This is a genomic window from Nocardia coffeae (assembly GCF_019890715.1).
GTDB classification, from domain to species: Bacteria; Actinomycetota; Actinomycetes; order Mycobacteriales; family Mycobacteriaceae; genus Nocardia; species Nocardia jiangxiensis.
Window position 1 is genome coordinate 360,622 of sequence record NZ_JAINZY010000003.1, and the last position, 22,836, is coordinate 383,457.

5 protein-coding genes (1 of these 5 only partly in view) are annotated in these 22,836 nt (G+C 68.9%); 4 read left to right on the top strand and 1 reads right to left on the bottom strand.

Features of this window, described 5'->3' with window-relative positions; translation table 11 throughout:
- The 3 genes from K7711_RS15125 to K7711_RS15135 form a co-directional block, all read left to right on the top strand.
- Positions 1 to 18,951: the 3' end of a non-ribosomal peptide synthase/polyketide synthase gene (locus K7711_RS15125; protein ID WP_222969903.1), read on the top strand. Its footprint begins 31,407 nt before the window's first position; 18,951 of the gene's 50,358 nt are visible here — the last part of the coding sequence; the start codon falls outside the window, past its left edge; its stop codon occupies positions 18,949 to 18,951.
- Positions 18,952 to 19,094: 143 nt separating this feature from the next.
- Positions 19,095 to 19,694, top strand: a complete 600-nt coding sequence (locus tag K7711_RS15130) for a Uma2 family endonuclease (protein WP_235747200.1) — start codon at positions 19,095 to 19,097, stop codon at positions 19,692 to 19,694.
- A gap of 325 nt (positions 19,695 to 20,019) precedes the next feature.
- Complete coding sequence (locus K7711_RS15135) at positions 20,020 to 20,418, top strand: hypothetical protein (protein WP_222969905.1); 399 nt, start codon at positions 20,020 to 20,022, stop codon at positions 20,416 to 20,418.
- Between the two features lies 1 nt (position 20,419).
- Here K7711_RS15135 and K7711_RS15140 read toward each other — a convergent pair whose 3' ends face one another.
- Positions 20,420 to 20,737 (bottom strand): YbjQ family protein, encoded by a 318-nt coding sequence (locus K7711_RS15140; RefSeq protein ID WP_222970361.1) that lies wholly within the window; start codon positions 20,735 to 20,737, stop codon positions 20,420 to 20,422.
- 305 nt (positions 20,738 to 21,042) lie between these two features.
- Here K7711_RS15140 and K7711_RS15145 point away from each other — a divergent pair, with 305 nt between their 5' ends.
- Positions 21,043 to 22,818, top strand: a complete 1,776-nt coding sequence (locus K7711_RS15145; protein WP_222969906.1) for an MFS transporter — start codon at positions 21,043 to 21,045, stop codon at positions 22,816 to 22,818.
- The last annotated feature ends 18 nt before the right edge of the window (positions 22,819 to 22,836 follow it).

Consider the following 22,836-nt stretch of genomic DNA (forward strand, 5'->3'; position numbering starts at 1 on the left):
GCCGGTCGCAAGGCCGCGCTGCGGATCGACGCCGAATTGCACCGCGCGCTGGTCGATCTGGCCCGTGAGCAGGGTGCGACGCTGTTCATGGTCGTGCACACCGCGCTGGCGGTTTTGCTGGCTCGTTTGTCGGGTACCGAGGACATCGCGATCGGTACGCCGATGGCGGGTCGCGGTGAGGCCGCGTTGGACGACATGATCGGCATGTTCGTGAACACGCTGGTGTTCCGCACACAGGTCGATGCCGCGACGACGTTCGCCGATCTGCTGGAAACCCAGCGCGAGACCGACATCCAGGCGTTCGCCAACGCCGACGTGCCGTTCGAGCGGCTGGTCGAGACGCTGAACCCGGTCCGCTCGACCGCGCGTCATCCGCTGTTCCAGGTGGGTCTGTCCTTCCAGAACATGGGCGTGACGAATCTGGAACTGCCGGGTCTGACGCTGTCCGGGATCGAGGTCGACACCGAGATCTCCCAGTTCGACCTGCACCTGTTCCTGGCCGACGGCTACGACGACGCCGGTCAGCCGAACGGTATCGACGGCCACTTCACCTACGCGACGGATCTGTTCGACGCCGCGACGGTCGAGGGCTTCGCGAGCCGGTTCCTGCGCCTGCTGGGCGAGATCGCCGCGGCCCCGGCCACACCCGCCGGTGAGTTCGAACTCGTCGACGAGGCCGAGCGCGCGCTGATCCTGCGGGACTGGAACGACACCGGGCATCGGGTCGAGGCGACCTCGCTGCTGGACGGGTATCGCCGCACGGTGGCTGCGCATCCGGATCGGGTGGCGGTGGCCTTCGAGGGCGAGGAGCTGACCTATCGGGAGTTCGACGAGCGGGTCAATCTGCTTGCGCGCCGGTTGATCTGGGCTGGTGTGGGTCCGGAATCGCTTGTGGCGCTGTCGATTCGTCGTTCGGTCGATTTGGTTGTGAGCATGTACGCGGTGATTACCGCGGGTGGTGCGTATGTGCCGTTGGATCCGGATCATCCGGCGGAGCGGATCGCGCATGTGCTCGAGACCGCGCAGCCGGTGTGTGTGCTGACTCGTGCTGCGGATGCGGTGTCGGTGCCCGAGGGTATCGAGGTGCTGGATCTGGAGACCATCGATCTGGATGGTTTCGAGGTCACGCCGTTGGAGGCGGACGAGCTGGAGGGTCCGGTGCTGCCGGAGAACCCGGCGTACGTGATCTTCACGTCCGGTTCGACGGGTCGCCCGAAGGGTGTGGCGGTGCCCGGCTCCGCCGTGACGAACCAGATCGCCTGGATCACCGGTGAATACGGCATCGGCCAGGACGACGTGGTGCTGTTCAAGACCCCCGCGACGTTCGACGTGTCGGTGTGGGAGTTGTTCGCCCCCTTGGCCGTCGGCGCGCGCATGGTGATCGCGAGCCCGGACGGTCATCGCGATCCGCGGTACCTCGCCGACGTGATCGCCGCCGAGCGCGTCACCATGACCTCGTTCGTGCCCTCGATGCTGCGGGTGTTCTCCGACAGCGCATCGGCACAGGCGCTCGAGACGCTGCGCATCCTGTTCGTCGCGGGCGAGGCGCTCACCCCGGACACCGTGGCGGCGTTCGGCCGCCTGGGCGTGTCCGCGCGGCTGCACAACCTCTACGGCCCCACGGAATTCACGGTGCACGCGACCTACGCGCCGGTCGCCGAGAACGTCAGCACCGCGGTGCCGATCGGCTCGCCGGTGTGGAACGCCCAGGCGTACGTGCTGGATTCGCGGCTGCACCCGGTGCCGGTGGGCGTCGCGGGTGAGCTGTATCTGGCGGGCGCGCAGACCGCGCGCGGCTATCTGGGCCGCGCCGATCTGACCGCCGACCGGTTCGTGGCGAATCCCTTCGGGGGCGGGTCCGGGGGCGATGGTGCAGCGGGCAATGGTTCCCGGATGTACCGCACGGGTGACCTGGTCCGGTACACCGGTGACGGTGCGATCGTCTACATGGGCCGCACCGACTTCCAGGTGAAGCTGCGCGGTCAGCGCATCGAACTCGGCGAAATCGAATCCGAGCTCACCGCAACCGATTCCGTCGCGCAGGCGGTCGCGATCGTGCACTCCGACGAGCGCGCCGGTGATCGGCTGGTCGCCTATGTGGTGCCCGCCGCCGGAAGTGTGGACCTCGAGGCGCTGCGTGCCCGTCTGGTCGGGCAACTGCCCTCGTACATGGTGCCCTCGGCATTCGTCGTGCTGGATGTGTTGCCGCTCAACGCGAACGGCAAGCTGGACCGCCGGGCGCTGCCGGAGCCGGAGTTCGAGACGGCGGCCTTCCGCGCGCCGTCCACGCCGATCGAGGAGATCGTGGCGAGCGTGTTCGCCGACGTGCTCGGCGTCGAGCGGATCGGTGTCGACGACGACTTCTTCGCCCTCGGCGGCAACTCGCTGCTGGCCACCCAGGTGACCGCCCGCATCGGCGCGGCGCTGGATGCGCAGGTGCCGGTGCGCGCGATCTTCGAGTCCTCGACGGTGGCGGGCCTGGCGGTCAAGGTCGAGCAGGATTCCGCTGCCGCCGACCGTCCCGCCCTGGTCGCGCGGCCGCGGCCGGAGCTGGTGCCGTTGTCGCTGGCCCAGCAGCGGATGTGGTTCCTGAACCGGTTCGACCAGCAGTCCGCGGCCTACCACGTGCCCGTCGCGGTGCGGTTGACCGGCGAGCTGGACACCGCGGCGCTGCAGGCCGCGGTGCGGGACGTCATCGAGCGGCACGAGGTGCTGCGCACGATCTACCCGGAGCGCGACGGCCTCGCGCATCAGGTGGTTCTGCCGGTGGCACAGGCGGTTCCGGATCTGGAGCCGATCACGGTGCGGCCGGATGCGTTGCCGGACACCGTCGCCGAACTGGTCTCCGCGGGCTTCGACGTGACTGCCGAAGTGCCGCTGCGGGTCCGGTTGCTGCGCGTGGCGACCGAGGACGCTTCGATCGAACACGTCCTGGTCGTCGTGGCGCACCACATCACCGCGGACGGCTGGTCGATGGGCCCGCTGACCCGCGACGTGATGCTCGCCTACGCGTCCCGCTGCACCGGTGAGGCCCCCGCGTGGTCGCCGCTGCCGGTGCAGTACGCGGACTTCAGCATCTGGCAGCGCGAGGCGCTGGGCGCGGAGGACGATCCGAGCAGTGTGCTGGCCGCGCAGGCCGACTACTGGCGCGGCGCGCTCGCGGGCCTGCCCGACGAGCTGAATCTGCCCGTCGACCGGCCGCGCCCGGGTGTGCCGACCTATCGCGGCGGGCGGGTGCCGTTCGCCATCGATGCCGATCTGCACGCCGCACTACAGCGCCTGGCCCGCGAGCAGCACACGACACTGTTCATGGTCGTGCACGCCGCGCTCGCGACGTTCCTGGCGAAGCTGTCCGGAACCGAGGACATCGCGGTCGGCACCCCGGTCGCCGGGCGTGGCCGGGCGGAACTGGACAACGTGGTCGGCATGTTCGTCAACACCCTGGTGTTGCGGACCGACGTGCGGCCCGAGTCGAGCTTCGAGGCCCTGCTCGCACAGGCCCGGGAGACCGATCTGCAGGCGTTCGCGCATGCGGATATCCCGTTCGAACGCCTGGTGGAGATGATCTCGCCGGAGCGGTCCACGGTGCGCAATCCGCTGTTCCAGGTCGGACTGTCGTTCGAGAACATGCCCGAGACCGCTTTCGAGCTGCCCGGCCTGCGGGTCGGCGCGGTCGAGTTCGAGTCCGGGATCGAGAAGTTCGATCTGTCGCTGACCCTGCGCGAGTCGCTCGACGACTCCGGTATGCAGGCCGAATTCTCCTTCGCGCGTGACCTTTTCGACGACGACACGGTCGAGGTGCTGGCCCGTCGGTTCGTGCGTCTGCTCAGCGTGCTGGCCGCCGACCCGCATGCCTCGATCGGTGATGTGTCGCTGCTGACCGCGCCGGAGTTCGAGCTGCTCACCCAGGTGCACGACGACGACGTCATGGCCACGGGCCTGCTGCCGGACCTGCTGAGCCGCGGCGTGGAGCTGGGCCGCGACCGGATCGCGGTGCGCTACGACGGACGTTCGATCACCTACGGTGAACTCGACGAGCGGTCCTCGCGCCTGGCGCGCGTGCTGATCGATCGCGGTGTGGGCCCGGAAAAGCTGGTGGCCCTGGCCTTCCCGCGGTCCTACGAGATGGTGCTGGCCGTGCTGGCGGTCAGCAAGGCCGGTGGCGCGCACGTGCCGGTGGACCCGAACTATCCCGAGGATCGCGTAGCGCACATGCTCACCGATTCCGGTGCGGTACTGGGCATCACGGGTTCGGCGCAGGTGGCGGACCTGTCCGCCGAGGTGGACTGGCTGGTTCTGGACGACGCGTCGACCGAAAAGCTGTGCGCCGCACATTCGGCCGAGCCGATCACCGATGCGGACCGGCTGACCCCGCTGCGCATGCGGCACCCGGCGTACGTGATCTACACCTCCGGTTCGACCGGACGGCCCAAGGGCGTCACCGTGACCCACGCGGGTCTGGGCGGCCTGGTCGATGTCGCGGTGGGTCACTACCAGCTGGAGTCGCAGCACCGCATGCTGCACATCTGCTCGCCGAGTTTCGACCCGTCGGTGCTGGAATGGCTGTGTGCCTTCTCCACCGGCGCGACGCTGGTGATCGCGCCCGCGCACGTCATCGGTGGTCCGGATCTGGCCGAGCTGCTGCACACCGAGCAGGTGACGCACAGCATCATCACCCCGGCCGTGCTGGGCACCGTGGATCCGGCCGGACAGGAACAGCTGCTGGTCGCCTCGGTCGGTGGCGATGTCACCACGCCGGAACTGCTGGCCAAGTGGCAGCCCGGCCGCAAGTACTTCAACGCCTACGGTCCGACCGAGACCACGATCATCTCCTCCTACGCACGGCTGTTCCCGGGCCGCCACATCACCATCGGCGAGCCGGTGCACGGCATGTCGGCCCTGGTGCTGGACGCGCGGTTGCATCCGGTGCCGCCGGGTGTCGCGGGTGAGCTGTATCTGGCGGGCGGCGGCGTGGCCCGCGGGTACCGGAACCGGCCCGATCTGACCGCGGATCGGTTCGTGCCCAACCCGTTCGGCGCGCCGGGTTCGCGGATGTACCGCACCGGTGACGTGGTGCGCTGGTTCGCCGAACCGGGCGAGCGCGCCGGTAACGAGGCGCTGGCGTCGGTTCGCTGGGAACTGGACTACGTGGGCCGCTCGGACTTCCAGGTGAAGATCCGCGGCTTCCGCATCGAACTGGGTGAGATCGACGCCGTCCTGGGCACCCACCCGGACGTCGAGTTCGCCTTCACCATGGGGCGCGAAACCGCTGCCGGGGCAACGATTCTGGTGGCCTACATCCTGGGCGTCCCGGGTCGCGCGGTCGATCCGGCCGAGGTGAGCGCCCACGTCGCGCGGACCCTGCCGCCGCATATGGTCCCTTCGGCGATCGTGGTGCTCGACGAGATTCCGCTGACGCCGGTGGGCAAGCTGGATCGCAAGGCGCTGCCCGAACCCGAACTCGCGCCGCGGGAATTCCGCGCTCCGGTCGGTGAGATCGAGACGGTCATCGCCGCGGTGTTCGCCGAGGTGCTGGGCGTCGACCAGGTGGGCGTGGACGATTCGTTCTTCTCCCTGGGCGGCGACTCGATCCTGTCGATCCAGCTGGTGTCGCGGACCAAGGCGCGCGGCGTGGTGTTCTCCCCGCGCGACGTCTTCGAACGGCGCACCGTGGCATCGCTGGCCGAAATCGCCACGCGCGGTGACGCTTCCGAGCGCAAGAAGCTGGCCGAGCTGCCCGGCGGCGGCGTCGGCGAGATCCCGCTGACCCCGATCATGACGCAGCTGCTGGCCGGCGGCTCGTCGTACGAGCGGTTCTCGCAGTCGATGACGGTGCGCCTGCCCGAGGGCATCGATCGGGCGACGCTGGTCGCGACGATCGGCGCGGTCTTCGACCACCACGACGTGCTGCGGTCGCGTTTGCGCGGCGATGCCGAGACCGGCTGGGCCTTCGAGGCACTCGAGCCCGGCGCGGTCGATGTGGACGCACTGCTGCATCGCGTCGAGCTGCCCGGCGATCTCGACGCCGAGGCGCTGAACCGCCTGGCGACCACGGAACTCGATGCGGCACTGGGACATCTGGATCCGGCGAACGCGGCCATGATGCAGTTCGTGTGGTTCGCCGCCGAGGCGGGCAGCACACGACGCGACGCGCTGTTGATCGTCGGCCATCACTTCGTGGTGGACGGCGTGTCCTGGCGCATCCTGCTGCCGGACTTCGCGATGGCCTGGTCGCAGCTGGCGGCCGGGCAGCCGGTGGCGTTGCCCGCCAACGGCACCTCGATGCGGCGTTGGGCGCACGCGCTCACCGAGGCCGCGTCCGATGCCGAGCGTCTGGCGGAACTGCCGTTCTGGCAGCGGGTTTCGGCGACGCCGGATCCGCAGCTGGGTGCGCGTCCGTTCGATCCGGCCGTGGACACCAATGCGACGGTGGAGCAGGTGCGCGTCAGCGTGCCCGCCGACGTCACCGAGGCCGTGCTGACCACCCTGCCGGGCCTGTACCACGGCGGCGTCAACGACGGACTGCTCTCGGCGCTGGCACTGGCCGTGGCGCGGTGGCGTCCGCGCACCGGTGGCGCCTCGCTGATCCGCGTCGAGGGCCACGGCCGCGAAGAGGACGTCGTGCCGGGTGCGGACCTGTCCCGCACCGTGGGCTGGTTCACCACCGCCTATCCGGTGCGGCTGGATCCGGTCGGCGCCGATCTGGACGACGCGTTCGCCGGTGGACCCGCACTGGGCGCGGTGGTCAAGGCGATCAAGGAGCAGTTGCTGGCCGTGCCCGACAAGGGCCTGGGCTACGGTCTGCTGCGCCGGTTGAACTCCGAAACCGCTGCGCAGCTGGGCGATCCCGGTCAGATCAGCTTCAACTATCTGGGCCGGATCTCCGCCGGTGAGGTGCCCGAGGGCCTGGCCGAACTGGGCTGGGTGCCGGTGGACGATCTGGGCGATCTGTCCGTGGGCCAGGACGCGGATATGCCCGCCAACGGCGCGGTCGACATCAACGCGATCGTCACCGACGGCGAGCAGGGTCTGCGCCTGGGCGCCTCGTTCACCTATCCGACCGGTCTGCTGGACCGGGAGCAGGTGCAGGAGTTCGCCGACCTGTGGGTCGAGGCGCTGACCGCGCTGGCGCGGCACGCCCGCCGCCCGGACGCCGGTGGCCTCACGCCGTCGGATCTGCCGCTGGTGCCCGCCACCCAGACCGATATCGCGATCTGGGAGCGGAACTATCCGGCGCTGATCGACGTGTGGCCGCTCTCGACGCTGCAGTCGGGTCTGCTGTTCCACGCGCTGCTGGCGCAGAGCGGCGTCGACGTCTACACCGTGCAGTCCACCGTCGGACTGAGCGGCACGGTCGACATCGCGCGGCTGCGCGCGGCCGCCCAGGGCATCCTGGTGCGGTACCCGAACCTGCGCACCGCGTTCGTCACCGATGCCGACGGCCGCTCGGTGCAGGTCGTGCTGGATCGGGTCGAGGCGCCGTGGCGCGAGGTGGATCTCACCGATCTGCCTGCGGCACAACGCGACACCGAACTGAAGCGGCTGATGGCCGCGGATCGGGCCGAGCACTTCGACCTGTCCGCACCGCCGCTGCTGCGCTTCACCCTCTACCGCACCGACGCGCGGGAATGGCAGATCGTCATCACCACGCACCACATCCTGCTGGACGGCTGGTCGATGCCGCCGCTGCTGCGGGATCTGCTGATGCTGTACGCGGTGCGCGGTGACGCGAGCGTGCTGCCGCGCGTCGCGCCCTACCGGAACTACCTGGCCTGGCTGGCCGGTCGCGATCGGGACGCCTCGCTGCGCGCCTGGCAGACCGCGCTGTCCGGCGTCCAGGAGCCGACGCTGCTCGCGCCGCAGGTCGTGGTCGAGGAGCAGACCTACGAGATCGGCCGGCAGGTCACCGAGATCGATGCCGCGCGGACCGAGCAGATCAAGCGGTACTGCGCCGAGCTGGGCATCACCGTCAACACGCTGATCCAAGCGGCGTGGGGTGTGCTGCTGGGCCGGATGACCGGCCAGGACGACGTGGTATTCGGCGCCACGGTCTCGGGTCGCCCGGCCGAACTGCCGGGTGTCGAATCGATGGTCGGCCTGTTCATCAACACCCTGCCGGTGCGGGTGCGGGTCGACGACGCGACGTCGGTGGGGCAGTTGCTGTCCGGTCTGCAGGCGGACCAGGCCGATCTGCTCGATCACCACTACGTGGGCCTGACCGACATCCAGCGGGTGGCGGGCACCGGCGTCGGATTCGATTCGCTCGTGATCTTCGAGTCGTATCCGGTGGACAAGGATGCGATCGAGGCGACCAGTTCCATCGACGGCATGTCGGTGACCGGCGCGGGCATGTACGACGACACGCATTACCCGATGACGGTGATGGTCAGCGCCGAGGCGACCGTCGTGCTGGCGATGAAGTACCTGGTGAGCCACTTCACCGATGATCAGGTCGAGGAACTGTCGGCGCGACTGCTGCACGTGCTGGACGTGCTGGTGGACCGGCCGGATCGGCGCGTGGGCGAGATCGAACTGCTCGACGACGCCGAACGTGAACGAATCCTGGTGCGCTGGAACGACACTCGGCACGAGGTCGCACCGGAGCTGCTGCTGGACGGATACCGTCGCACGGTGGCCGCGCATCCGGATCGGGTGGCGGTGAGCTTCGAGGGCGAGGAGCTGACCTATCGGGAGTTCGACGAGCGGGTCAATCTGCTTGCGCGCCGGTTGATCTGGGCCGGTGTCGGTCCGGAATCGCTTGTCGCGCTGGCGATCCGTCGTTCGATCGACTTGGTTGTGAGCATGTACGCGGTGATCACCGCGGGTGGTGCGTATGTGCCGTTGGATCCGGATCATCCGGCCGAGCGGATCGCGCATGTGCTCGAGACCGCGCAGCCGGTGTGCGTGCTGACCCGTACCGCCGCCGCGGTGCCGGTGCCCGAGGGTATCGAGGTGCTGGATCTGGAAACTGTCGACCTGGACGGATTCGACGTCACGCCGCTCGAGCCCGACGAGCTGGAAGGACCCGTACTCCCGGACAACCCGGCGTACGTGATCTTCACGTCCGGTTCGACCGGTCGCCCGAAGGGCGTCGCGGTCTCGCATGCCGCGATCCACAACCAGATCACCTGGATGCTCGCCGAGTATCCGATGGGTGCGGATGACGTCTACTTCCAGAAGACCGCGACGACGTTCGACGTCTCGCTCTGGGGCTACTTCATGCCGCTGCGCGCGGGATCGAAACTGGTCGTCGCCACCCACGACGGTCATCGCGATCCGGAATACCTCGCGGAAACCATTGCCGCGCAGGGTGTCACGGTCACCGACTTCGTGCCGTCGATGCTGACGGTGTTCGCCGCGCACACCTCGGCCGGTGCGGTGCGGACCTTGCGCGACGTGTTCGTCATCGGTGAGGCGCTGCCGCCGCAGACGGTCGCGGCGATGCGTGCGATCTCCGATGCGACGGTGCACAACCTGTACGGTCCGACCGAGGCCGCGGTCTCGATCACCTACTGGCCCGCGACCGAGGCCGAGCGCCTCAGCGTGCCGATCGGTGCGCCGCAGTGGAATTCCCAGGTGTACGTCCTGGATTCGCGGCTGCGGCCGGTTCCGGCCGGGGTGGCCGGTGAGCTGTATCTCGCCGGTGACCAGCTCGCGCGCGGTTATGTGGCGCGTCCGGATCTCACCTCGGACCGGTTCGTCGCCGACCCGTTCGGTACGGACGGCGCGCGGATGTACCGCACCGGTGACCTGGTGGCGTGGCGCGTCACCGATGGCACGCCGGTGCTGGATTACATCGGCCGCACCGACTTCCAGGTGAAATTCCGCGGTCAGCGCATCGAACTCGGCGAGATCGAAGCGGCGCTGCTGGCGCATCCGACGGTCAGCCAGGCCGTGGTGCTGGTGCTGTCCTCGGAGCTGGGTGATCAGCTGGTGGCCTACACGGTTCCCGCGCCCGGACAGTCGATCGATCAGCACGAACTGCTGGCCGCCGCCGCGGAATCGTTGCCCGCCTACATGATTCCCGCCGCGGTCGTCGAGTTGGCGGAGTTCCCGCTGAACACCAGCGGCAAGCTGGATCGAAAGGCGTTGCCGGAGCCGGAGTTCGCCCATCGCGAGTTCCGCGCGCCGTCCACGCCGATCGAGGAGATCGTGGCCGGTGTGTTCGCCGAGGTGCTCGGTGTGGACCGGGTCGGCGCGGACGACGACTTCTTCTCCCTCGGTGGTAACTCGCTGGTCGCGACGCAGGTCACCGCGCGACTGGGTACAGCCCTGCAGACGCGGGTGTCGGTGCGGGAGCTGTTCGAACGCTCCAGCGTGGCCGAACTGGCCGCGCGGGTGGCGCAGTACGCCGGTTCGGATGTCGCCCGGCCCGCGCTGGCCGCGACCGTGCGACCCGAGCAGGTGCCGCTGTCGCTGGCACAGCAGCGGATGTGGTTCCTGAACCGGTTCGATCCGACCTCCACCGCCTACCACGTGCCCGCTGCGGTGCGGTTGTCCGGCAACGTCGATCTGGACGCGTTGCAGGCAGCGGTGCGTGATCTGGTGGAGCGGCACGAGGTGCTGCGCACCATCTACCCGGAGCGCGAGGGTCTGGCGCAGCAGGTGATTCTGCCTGTCGCACAGGCGGTTCCGGATCTCACGCCGGTGCCGGTGCAGCCGGACGCGGTGCAGGACACCGTGATCGAACTGGTCACCGCCGCATTCGACGTGACGACAGAGGTTCCGTTGCGGGCCCGCCTGCTGCGGATCGACGCGTCGGGCGATGCCGAATACGTCCTGGTGTTCGTCGCGCACCACATCACCGCGGACGGCTGGTCGATGGGCCCGCTGACCCGGGATCTGATGCTCGCCTACGCGGCCCGCACCGCCGGTGACGCCCCGGGCTGGCCTGCGCTGCCGGTGCAGTACGCGGACTTCAGCGTCTGGCAGCGCGCGGTGCTGGGTTCGGAGGACGACCCGGACAGCGTCCTGTCGGCGCAGGCCGAATACTGGCGGACCACGCTGGCCGATCTGCCCGACGAGCTGAACCTGCCGGTGGACCGGCTGCGCCCGGCGGTGCCGTCGTATCGCGGTGGGCACGTGCTGTTCCCGATCGACGCCGAGGTGCACGAGGCGCTGCGGGAGATCGCCCGCGAGCAGAACACCACGTTGTTCATGGTCGTGCACGCCGCGCTGGCCGTGCTGCTGGCCAAGCTCAGCGGCTCGGAGGACATCGCCGTCGGCACGCCCGTCGCGGGCCGCGGCGAGGCCGAACTCGACGATCTGATCGGTATGTTCGTCAACACCCTGGTGTTGCGGACCGAGGTGAGCGGGCAGCGCAGCTTCCTGGAGTTGCTGGCCGAGGCTCGCGAGGTCGACCTGCAGGCGTTCGCGCACGCGGACATTCCGTTCGAGCGGCTGGTCGAACTGCTCGCCCCGGAGCGGTCCACCGCGCGCAATCCGCTGTTCCAGGTGGCGCTGTCGTTCGAGAACATGCCCGAGACGACGTTCGAACTGCCCGATCTGCGGGTCGGCGGGGTCGAATTCGATTCCGGCATCGAGAAGTTCGACCTGTCGCTGACCCTGCGCGAGTCGCACGTCGACTCGGGTATCTCGGCTCAGTTCTCCTTCGCCCGTGACCTTTTCGATCAGGCATCGGTCGAGGTGATCGCGGAGCGTTTCGTGCGGTTGCTGCGACAGATCGTGCAGCGGCCGGACATCTCGGTCGGCGATCTCGAGCTGATCGAGGACAGCGAGCGCGCGGACCTGATCTCGCGCACCGGACTGCCCGCCACCGCGCCGCGCACGCTGCCGGAGCTGCTGGCCGAGGCAGTGGCGCGCGATCCGCAGGCGATCGCCGTGGTGGAGGGGCACGCCCCCGTGGCGGGTCCGTCGTGGGGCCGGAGTCTGTCCTACGCCGAGCTGGACGAGCAGTCGAACCGGTTGGCGCGTTTGCTGATCGAGCGTGGCCTCGGGGCCGAGGATCTGGTGGCCGTCGCGATATCGCGATCGCTGGATTCGAACCTGGCGGAGTGGTCGGTGACCAAGTCGGGTGCGGCGTTCGTGCCGATCGATCCGACCTATCCGGCCGACCGCATCGCGCACATGCTCACCGATTCCGGCGCCCGGGTCGGCCTGACCGTGGCCGCGGTGCGCGAGCAGCTGCCCGATTCGGTGCAGTGGCTCGTGCTGGACGAGCTGGACACCGCCGGATTCGACGCCGCCGCGGTGACCGACGCGGATCGGGTGCGCCCGCTGGTTCCGGCGCATCCGGCCTACGTCATCTACACCTCCGGTTCCACCGGCGTCCCCAAGGGCGTCATGGTCACCCACGCGGGCCTGGCCAACTTCCGGGACGAGCAGCTCGAGCTCTACGGGCTCGACTCCGCTACGCGGGCACTGCATTTCGCCTCGCCGAGCTTCGACGCGTCGATCCTGGAACTGCTGCTCGCCGTCGGTGCGGGCGGCCGGCTGGTCATCGTCCCGCCGGGCGTCTACGGCGGTGCGGAGCTGGCCGATCTGATCCGCGCGGAGGGCGTCACCCACGCGTTCATCACCCCGGCCGCGCTGTCCACGGTCGACCCGACCGGTCTGGACAGCCTGCGGGTGCTGACCGCCGGTGGTGAGGCGGTGCCCGCGGATCTGGTCGCCAAGTGGGTCGTGCCGCTGGCCGACGGGACGATGCGCCGGATGCACAACGTCTACGGACCGACCGAGACCACCATCGCGACCACCCTCGGCGCCCTGGTGCCCGAGGAGCCGGTCACCCTCGGCGGTCCGATCCGCGGTATGCGCCTGCTGGTCCTGGACGAGCGGTTGCGGCCGGTGCCGGTGGGCGTCGCGGGTGAGCTGTACCTGTCCGGTGTCCAGCTCGCGCGGGGCTACCACGCGCGCAACGGCCTGACCGCGCAGCGGTTCGTGGCGGATCCGTACGTGCCCGGTGGGCGCGCGTACCGCACCGGTGATGTGGTCCGGTGGACCGCCGCCGGTTCGGTGGAGTACGTCGGCCGGTCCGACTTCCAGGTGAAGGTGCGTGGTTTCCGCATCGAGCTGGGGGAGATCGACGCCGCTCTCACCGCACACGAGACGGTCGGCTTCGCGGTCACCCTCGGCCACCGCGGTGCGGCGGGATCGACCGCGCTGGTGTCGTACGTCGTTGCCGCGCCGGAACATTCGGTCGACGTCGGCGCGCTGACCGCGCACCTGCAGGAACGCCTGCCGGCCTACATGGTGCCCGCGTCGATCATGGTGATCGACCGCGTCCCGCTGACCCCCGTGGGCAAGCTGGACCGGCGCGCCCTGCCCGAGCCGGTGTTCGAGGCCGAGACGCAGTTCCGCGCGCCGCGCACCCCGATCGAGGAGGTCGTGGCGGGCGTGTTCGCCGCGGTGCTCGGCGTGGATCGGGTCGGCGTGGACGACGATTTCTTCGCCCTCGGCGGTAACTCGCTGATCGCGACCCAGGTCACCGCGCGGATCGGCGCGGCCCTGGACACCACGGTCACGGTGCGTTCGCTGTTCGAGTCGCCGACGGTGGCCGGGCTCGCGGAGGCCGTGGCGGCGCAGAGCCGCGGCGACCGGGTCGAGATCGGCAGTCTGGAACGGCCGGAACGGATTCCGCTGTCGCTCGCGCAGCAGCGGATGTGGTTCCTGAACCGCTTCGATCCGGACTCCACCGCGTACAACGTGCCGATCGCGGTGCGGTTGACCGGTGCGCTGGACGTGCCCGCGCTGCGGGGCGCGATCGGTGATCTGGTGGCCCGGCACGAGGTGCTGCGCACGGTGTACCCGGAGACCGATCAGGGGCCGGTGCAGGTGATTCTGCCTGCGGTGCAGGCGATTCCGGCGCTGGATGTGCGGGTGACCGGGGCGGATCAGGTCGAATCGGCGGTGCTCGAGTTCTTCTCGGCCTCGTTCGATGTGACCGCCGAGGTGCCGTTGCGGGTGGCCGTGTTCGAGGTGTCCGCGGCGGGAGCCGACGGCACGGGCGAATACGTGCTGGCCATGGTGGTGCACCACATCTCCGGTGACGGTTCGTCGATGGGACCGCTGACGCGGGATCTGATGACCGCCTACGCGGCTCGCTCGGCGGGCGTGGCCCCGGACTGGGAGCCACTGGCCGCCCAGTACGCGGACTACAGCATCTGGCAGCGTGCGGTGCTGGGCTCGGAGGACGATCCGGAATCGTTGGCGGCCAAGCAGATCGCGTACTGGCGCAGGGCGCTGGCGGATCTGCCCGATCAGCTGGATCTGCCCGCGGACCGGCCGCGTCCGGCGATGCAGACCTTCGCCGGTGGCACGGTGAGCCTGCGGATCGACGCGGATACGCACGCCGCGCTGGTGAACGTGGCTCGCGAGCAGGGTGCGACGCTGTTCATGGTCGTGCACACCGCGCTCGCGGTGCTGCTGGCTCGTTTGTCGGGTACCGAGGACATCGCGATCGGTACGCCGATGGCGGGCCGCGGTGAGGCCGCGTTGGACGACATGATCGGCATGTTCGTGAACACCCTGGTGTTCCGCACGCAGGTCGAGCCCGGTGCGGCGTTCGCCGATCTGCTGGGGAGCCAGCGGGAGTCGGACATCCAGGCCTTCGCGCACGCCGACGTGCCGTTCGAGCGTCTGGTGGAGGTGCTCAACCCGGAGCGGTCCACTGCGCGGCATCCGCTGTTCCAGGTCGGCATGTCGTTCCAGAACCTGGCCCGGATCAGCCTGGAACTGCCCGGCCTGACCGTGTCCGGACTCGATGTGGACGTCGAGATCTCGCAGTTCGACCTGCATCTGATCGTGGGTGACGGGTACGACGAGTCGGGCACGCCGCTCGGCATCGCCGGTGACCTCACCTATGCGACCGATCTGTTCGACCGCGAGACGGCACAGGTGTTCGCGGACCGGTTCGTGCGGCTGCTCGGCGAGATCGTCGCCGCGCCGGACAAGCCCGTCGGCGATCTGGACTACCTGGACGCGGGCGAGGTCACCGAGCTGGTGTCGGATCGCAACGCGACCGCGCATGCGACCGATCGTTCGGCGACCCTGGTGTCGCTGCTCGAGCACACCGTCTCGGGCACGCCCGATGCGGCGGCGCTGATCGCCCCCGACGGCAGCACGATCACCTACGCCGAACTCGGTGCGCGGGTGAATCGTCTTGCGCGCCGGTTGATCTCGCTGGGCGTTGGGCCTGAGGCACGGGTCGCGCTGGCACTGCGCCGGTCGGTTGATCTGGTCGTGGCGATGTACGCGGTGGCGACCGCCGGTGGTGCGTATGTGCCGGTGGATCCGGATCAGGCCGCCGAGCGCACCGATTACATCCTCGACACCGCGGGCCCGGTCTGTGTGCTGACCAACGCCGAGACCGCGTTCGAGACCACGATCGCGCCGGTCGTGCGGATCGATGCGGAGCAGGACGGCGACGATGCGCCGATCGCGGACGCCGAGCGGCTCGGTGTCCTGCGCCCGGAGAACACCGCGTACGTCATCTTCACCTCCGGTTCGACGGGACGCCCGAAGGGCGTGGCCGTGCCGCATGCGGCGATCGTGAACCAGTTGCTGTGGGAGACCGCGGAATTCGGTCTGGGCGCGGAGGATTCGGTACTGCTGAAGACCGCCGCCACCTTCGACCTGTCGGTCTGGGAGTTCTGGACCGCCGCGGTCTGCGGCGGCCGGTTGGTCATCGCCACGGCCGACGGTCATCAGGATCCGGAGTATCTGAACGGGCTGATGGCGCGCGAGTCGGTGACCACGTTGCACGTGGTGCCCTCGATGCTCGATGCGCTGCTGACCGAATCCGACGGGGCACTGCCGGATTCGCTGCTGCGGGTGCTGGCGATCGGTGAGGCGCTGCCGGGCTCGGTGGCGCAGCGCTTCCGCACCGGCAATGCGGCCGGGCTGTTCAACCTGTACGGGCCCACCGAGGCCGCCGTGTCGATCACCAGCCATCAGGTCGGCGAGGCCGACGTGACGTCGGTGCCGATCGGTGTTCCGGAGTGGAATTCCCAGGTGTACGTGCTGGATTCGCGGTTGCGGCCGGTGCCCGCCGGGGTGCCCGGCGAGCTGTATCTGGCCGGTGCGCAGCTGGCGCGCGGCTACTTCGGCCGGGCGGAGCTGACCTCGGATCGGTTCGTGGCCAACCCGTTCGACGTCGGTGAGCGGATGTACCGCACCGGTGACCTGGCGGTGTGGAATGCCGCCGGTGAGCTGGATTACCGGGGCCGCACCGACTTCCAGGTGAAGATCCGTGGTTTCCGGATCGAGCTGGGTGAGATCGAGGCGGCGCTGCTGGCCCTGCCACAGATCACGCAGACCGCGGTGCTGGCCAAGTCGGATCCGCGCCTCGGTGACCGGCTGGTCGCCTATCTGGTGACCTCGGATACGGATCTCGATGTGGCGCAGGTGCGTTCGGAACTGTCCGCGAACCTGCCCTCGTACATGGTGCCCGCGGCATTCGTGACGCTCGATGCGCTGCCGTTGAACGTGAACGGCAAACTGGATCGAAAGGCGTTGCCGGAACCCGAATTCGAGTCCACCCCGTACCGCGCGCCGTCGACGCCGACCGAACAGGTGGTCGCCGAGGTGTTCGCCGACGTGCTCGGCCGGGAGGACATCGGCGTCGACGACGACTTCTTCGGAATCGGCGGTAACAGCATCCTGTCGATTCAGGTGGTGTCGCGGTCCAAGTCGCGCGGCGTGGTGTTCAGTGCACGCGAGGTGTTCGAGCGGCGCACCGTCGCCGGGATCGCCGCGGGTGCGGTGCTCGGCGGTTCCGAACCGGAACTGCCGACCGGTCCGCTGGTCGAGGTCGATCCGGCCGACCAGCGGGCGTGGGAGCAGACCTATCCGGCGATGACCGAGGTGTGGCCGCTCTCGCCGCTGCAGTCGGGGCTGTTCTTCCTCGCGATGATGTCCGAGTCGAGCATGGACGTCTACAGCCAGCAGGCGCGCCTGGACTTCACCGGAACACTGGACGCGGATCGGTTGCACGCGGCGGTCCAGGCGCTGGCGGATCGCTACGAGAATCTGCGGGTCGCCTTCACCACCGACACCGATGGCAAGGCGGTGCAGATCGTCCAGGAGCGCGTCGAGGTGCCCTGGCGGGAAGTGGATCTCACCGATCTGCCCGCCGAGCAGCGCGAGGCCGAACTGCACCGGCAGCTGGCGCAGGACCGCGGTGTGCAGTTCGACATGGCGGCGCCGCCGCTGATCCGGTTCGGGCTGTACAAGCTCGACACGGACGGTGATCCGAAGACGCAGCAGTGGCGGCTGGCGATCACCGCGCACCACATCCTGTTCGACGGCTGGTCGATGCCGCTGCTGATGCGGGATCTGCTGGTGCTGTACGCGGTGCACGGTGATGTGAGCGTGCTTCCGCACGTGGCGTCCTACCGGGACTTCCTGGCCTGGCTGTCGGTACGCGACCGTGAGGAGTCGCTGCAGGCGTGGGCGCGGGCGCTGGCCGGTATCGACGAGCCGACACTGATCGCGCCGCAACCGAAGGCGGTCGACAATTTCGAGATCGAGCACGTGGGCATCGAACTCGACGCCGAGCGGACGCAGCGCCTGAGCAAGTTCTGCGCCGATCTCGGGGTCACCGCGAACACGCTGGTGCAGGCGTCCTGGGGTCTGCTGGTCGGGCGCCTGACCGGCCGCGGTGACGTGGTGTTCGGCGCGACCGTATCCGGCCGTCCGGCCGAGCTGACCGGTATCGAGTCGATGGTCGGCCTGTTCATCAACACCCTGCCGGTGCGGGTGCGGGTCGACGACCATCGCACGGTCGCCGATCTGCTGACCGGATTGCAGGGCGAGCAGGCGGCGCTGATGGATCACCACTACGTCGGTCTGCCCGACATCCTGCGGGTGGCCGGACTCGGTGCGCAGTTCGACTCGCTGGTCGTGTTCGAGTCCTATCCGGTGGACCGGGAGGCGATCGCCGCCGCCAGCTCCATCGACGGCGTCGCGGTGACCGGTATCGATTTCAAGGGTGGTACGCACTATCCGCTGACCATCACGGTGACCGCCGATACCACCATCGCGGTGAATCTGGAGTATCTGACCAGCCGGTACAGCGAGGCCGAGGTGCGAACCCTGGCCGCGCGGCTGGAGCGGGTGCTCGAGGCGCTGATCGGTGATCCGGACGCGCTGGTGGCCGACATCGATATCCTCGACGCCGCCGAACGTGCCCGAATCCTGGTCGAATCCGGTGGCGCCGCAACCGAATCCGCGTCCGCGCGGGTCGGCGCTCGCACCGTGGCCACGACGCTGGGCGCGGTCGTCGAAGAGGATCCGCAGGCCCCGGCGCTGCTGGTCGGCGAGTCCGAAATCGGTTATCAGGTGGTCGATTCGCGGTCCTCGCAGCTGGCGCGGGTGCTGATCGAACGTGGGGTGGGCCCCGGCGACATCGTCGCGGTGGCGCTGCCGCGTTCGGTCGAGGCCGTGGTCTCGCTGTGGGCGGTGCAGAAGGCCGGTGCGGCGGCGTTGTTCGCGGACGGGTTGTCCTTCGGCGAGATCGTCTCGGCGGGAGCGGGATTCGGCATCACGCTGGAACCGGCGGCGAAGTCGATGCGCTGGCTGGTGCCGACCGATCCGAAGGTGCAGGCGGAACTCGCCGCGGCTCCGGCGCATCCGGTCTCCTACGCCGATCGCCTGCGCCCGCTGCACGAGGACCATCCGGCCCTCATCGCCCGCCGCGCCGACGGTTCCTGGTTCACCCTGACCCAGGAACAGGCTCTCGACCACGCCGAAACCCTGCGCGAGGACAACGGCATCGATTACGAGTCGACGACGTTCACCGCCGCTACGGCGGGCCCCGCGGCCCTGGCCGAATTCCTCACCTCGGCCACCGCGGGCGCCCTGTCGGTCCTGCCGAACGGCGGCGACCTCGCCGACGACCTCGCCGACGGCGAGGTCACCCACTGGTTCGTGACCTCGCAGGAGTCCACCGAAGCAGCGGACGACGAGATCCGGGTGGTGATCACCGACTAGCCCGACCACCGGTGCAGAGTGCCGCCTTGCCGGCACTCTCCACCGGTCCCGAGCAGGTCGCGCGTCATCTACACTTCACTCGAGTCGCTAGACTTCAGGAAAGTGTGGGCCTTTCCCGCTCTGCGAGGTCGGAGGTGGTGTTCATGTCGATGCCATTGTCCGAGTCGTCGATGGATTTTCCAGTGAAGCCGGATCGTTGGACCGCCGCTGACCTTGATCACCTGCCCGAGAACGGAATGCGGTACGAGGTACTGAATGGCCAGCTTGTCGTGAACGCTGCCCCCAAGCCGCGGCATCAACGCTTGATCAAGTGGCTGGATCGAACCCTCGATGATGTTGCGCCGAAGGGGTACTTCAGCATCGCGGGCGTCGGCGTTCTGATCGGTGAGGACGAGCCGATTCCGGATCTTGTTGTGGGAGTGGGCGACATCCCCATGGATGACAGAGGGATTCCTGTCTCGCAGGTCGTCCTTGCGGTTGAGGTCGTCTCGGCCTCGACGACGATGCAGGACCGCTTGGTCAAACCGCTCCTGTATGCCGAAGCCGGAATCCCGAACTACTGGCGTATCGAGATCAACCCTTTCAAGGGCCGTCTACCCGGCGAGGACTTGCCGGTTCTGTTCGCTTACGCTCGCGGCGACGACGGCGAGTACCAGCTCACCAACCGCGTAGCCGCCGGGACGTCGGTGACTTTCAAGTCGCCGTTCGAGTTCGCTGTGGATCCGGCTGCGTTGATGCGCTGACGTGGGACCTCGCTCCATGTCCGCCACGACGCCGAATGCCCTGTGCTGGTTTCGGTCAGGGGATGGCCGCAAATCCGGGTGCGGGCGACCTCATCGGCGATTCGGGTTCGAAAGTCACGTGACCTGTTCTGTAGCAGTCGGTTTCGGTGTGATTCATGATCGACGGGTACTCGGGTGGGTGTCCGGCGTCACACAGTGATACGGGTAGTGGAGTACTGCCGACATCTGCGCGGGATCGCGGGATCGTATAACCGGACGGATCGTCCGTCGGGCCGCGACGGTGCATACGCGCCTGTGCTGCGGTCAGCGAGGTAGGAAACAGACGGTGGATCAGATCCTGTATTGGAACCTTCAGGTGCTCGGTTCGGACAAACCGGGGCGCACCGATGCCGGATATCTGGCGCGTGCGCTCGCGATGACTCATCTGGCCATGTACGAGGCGTATCGCAGTATCGCCTCGTCCCCATATCGCAGCTATCTGGCCGATCCGCCGATCCCCGAACCGGGATCAGCGGCCGAAACGGCCATGGCGGTCGCCGCGCACACGGTGCTGACCGCGTTGTATCCGCAGTGGACCGCGCGGCTGGACACTGCCCTGCAACGGACCGGGTTGAGCGGTCCGGGCCGCACCGGCGGGACCGCGCACGGCCTGGCCGTCGCCCACGCCGTGCTGGCCGTGGACGACGGGACCGGGCCGGAGCTCTACGCGCAACAGGGCGCCTAGATCAGGCAGGGCTCACGACGCAGGCTGTGCCGTATGCGCAGATCTCCGTGCCGAGTTCACCGGCCGAGGTCTCGAAGCGCATCGCGAGAACCGCGTTGCCGCCCCGGGATGCGGCCTCCTCGGTCAACCGGCCCATGGCCTCGAGCCGGCTGTCCACCAGCATCTTGGTCTGGCCCTTGAGTTCGCCGCCCTTGAGCGATTTGACCGCCGAGCCGAGCGAACTGCCCACGTTCCGGGCGCGCACGGTGAGACCGAAGACCTCGCCGAGTACCCGTTCCACGCGAAAGCCGGGCAGATCGTTCATGGTGCTGACCAGCACGCCGGCATTGGGCTGTTGACCACCGCTGTATTCGTTGCTCATGGCCACAGGCTCTCACGCCGATTCGCCCGAAACATCGGACCAGCTGCGATTTCACCCGAAAGGATGACGCCCGTCGGCGATGGGTAGCACTGCCGGTCATCTCCTGGTCTGATGTTCGATCGGTCGCTGCGCATACCGTCCCGATCGCTGGTCCGCGCCGGTCGTCGGTGCACTTCCACCCATCGGATCAGGGGCAGCCAATTTTTGGCAAACGGGCCGTAGACTGAGTCTCCACGGTTGTCGGGTGACGGCGGGAGCGGCGCATGACGGACACCGAGGTCGAATCTGGACCGCTGCGGGGCAGGGCGCGCTGGATCGCGCTGGGGGTGCTCGCATTGGCGGCGGGCACGCTGGTGTTCGATGCCACCATCGTCAGCGTGTCGTTGCCCGCGATCATCGCCGGCACCGGACTCGGGTTTCCCGCCGCGCAGTGGGTGCTGAGCGCCTATTCGGTGGTGTTCACGGCACTGTTGATCACCGCCGGGCGGTTGGGCGATCGGGTGGGGATGCGCACACTCATGGCTATCGGTGTGGTGCTGGTCGTCGCAGGCAGTCTGCTCACCGCGGCCGCACACCATCCGGACCTGCTGATCTGGGGGCGGATCGTGCAGGGCGCCGGAGCGGCCTGCGTCCCGGCGGGAGTGTTCAGCGCCATCGACGCGGTGTTCCGCGGCCGGGACCGGACGCTCGCGCATACCGCCGGTGGCGTGGCGCTCGGCGTCGTCGCGGTACTCGGGGCGCTGCTGGGTGGATGGCTGACCACCGAGTTCACCTGGCCGTGGATCTTCCTGGTGAACGTGCCGATCGGCGCGGTGCTGCTGGCGGGCATCCTCGCCGTGGTTCCCGAGATCCACACCGAGGATCGCGGCCTGGACGTGGACGGATTCCTGCTCGGCGCAGCCGGTTTCGCGGTGGTCGTCTTCGCGCTGATCGAGGGGGCCGCCTACGGCTGGGGGCGGCCGCTGCGGACCTTCGCGGTGTTCGGACTGCACTGGTCGGTGCGCGCGGCGGCCTCGCCCGGTCCGGTGCTGCTGGTGCTCGGACTCGCGCTGCTGGTGCTGTTCGTACTCTGGGAACATCATCGAGCGCAGGTGAATCGACCTGCGCTGCTGGATCTTTCGCTGTTCTCCGGGCCCGCGTTCCGGTGGGGCGTGGCGGCCTCGTTCGCGAGCGCGCTGGGCGTGTTCGGGCTGTTGTTCGTGCTGCCGCTGTATCTGGTCGACGTACTGGACCTGTCCACGCTGCGCAGCGGCCTGGTCGTCGCGGTGGCCGCGCTGGGGACGTTGCTCGGCGCGCTCGTCGCCCGTGGCCCGGTGGCCGAACTGGGGCGGGTGCGGATCGCGCGGTTGGGGCTGGCCATCCAGACCGCCGCCATCGCGCTGGCCGCGCTGTTCATCACCGCGGACATCTCGCCCTGGTGGGTCGCGGTTCTGCTGGTCTGTTACGGCGTCGGCCTCGGCATGACCTGCGCACATCTCACCGCCATCACCCTCGACGGGACCCCGCCCGAACGGAGTTACCGACGCGCCCGCGCCGCCCAGGCCACCCTGGGCGGTTTCGGTGCGGCCCTGGGCGTGGCGATCCTCGGCGGCGCGCTGTCTCTCTCGCTCGGACACGCGCTGACCGACCGGCTGTCCGAGGTCCACGGCCTGCCGCAGCGCACGATCCGCGAGGTCACCATCGTCACCCACGATTCGGCCGGTGGCGCGATCTCCGCCCTGCGCGCCCACCACGCCGACGCCGCCGTCGTCGAGGCCCTCGCCCGCGGCTTCACCGACGCTACCCGGGCCGCCCTCCTGGTCGCCTGCGTGATCCTGCTCCTGGGCTTCTTCGCCACCACCCGCATCCCGATCGGCGCGGGAGGGACACGACGCACATCGCCCGCCGCACGAGTGCCGGACGACGCCGATCGGACCACGGACAGCGCGTCGGAGACCGAAGCGGCACCGAGTGCGAACGGTGCCGCTGACGGCGGTGCGAAATCTGCCGATGCCGAGGCCGACGGGAGCCGGGACGGTACGTCCAGCAGTACGGGTTGAGCGCGGGATACGAACGGT

Bases quoted from the DNA above. Each gene is read 5' to 3' on its own strand.
- K7711_RS15130 (WP_235747200.1), top strand. From the start codon at position 19,095: ATGTCGATGCCATTGTCCGAGTCGTCGATGGATTTTCCAGTGAAGCCG.
- K7711_RS15145 (WP_222969906.1), top strand. From the start codon at position 21,043: ATGACGGACACCGAGGTCGAATCTGGACCGCTGCGGGGCAGGGCGCGC.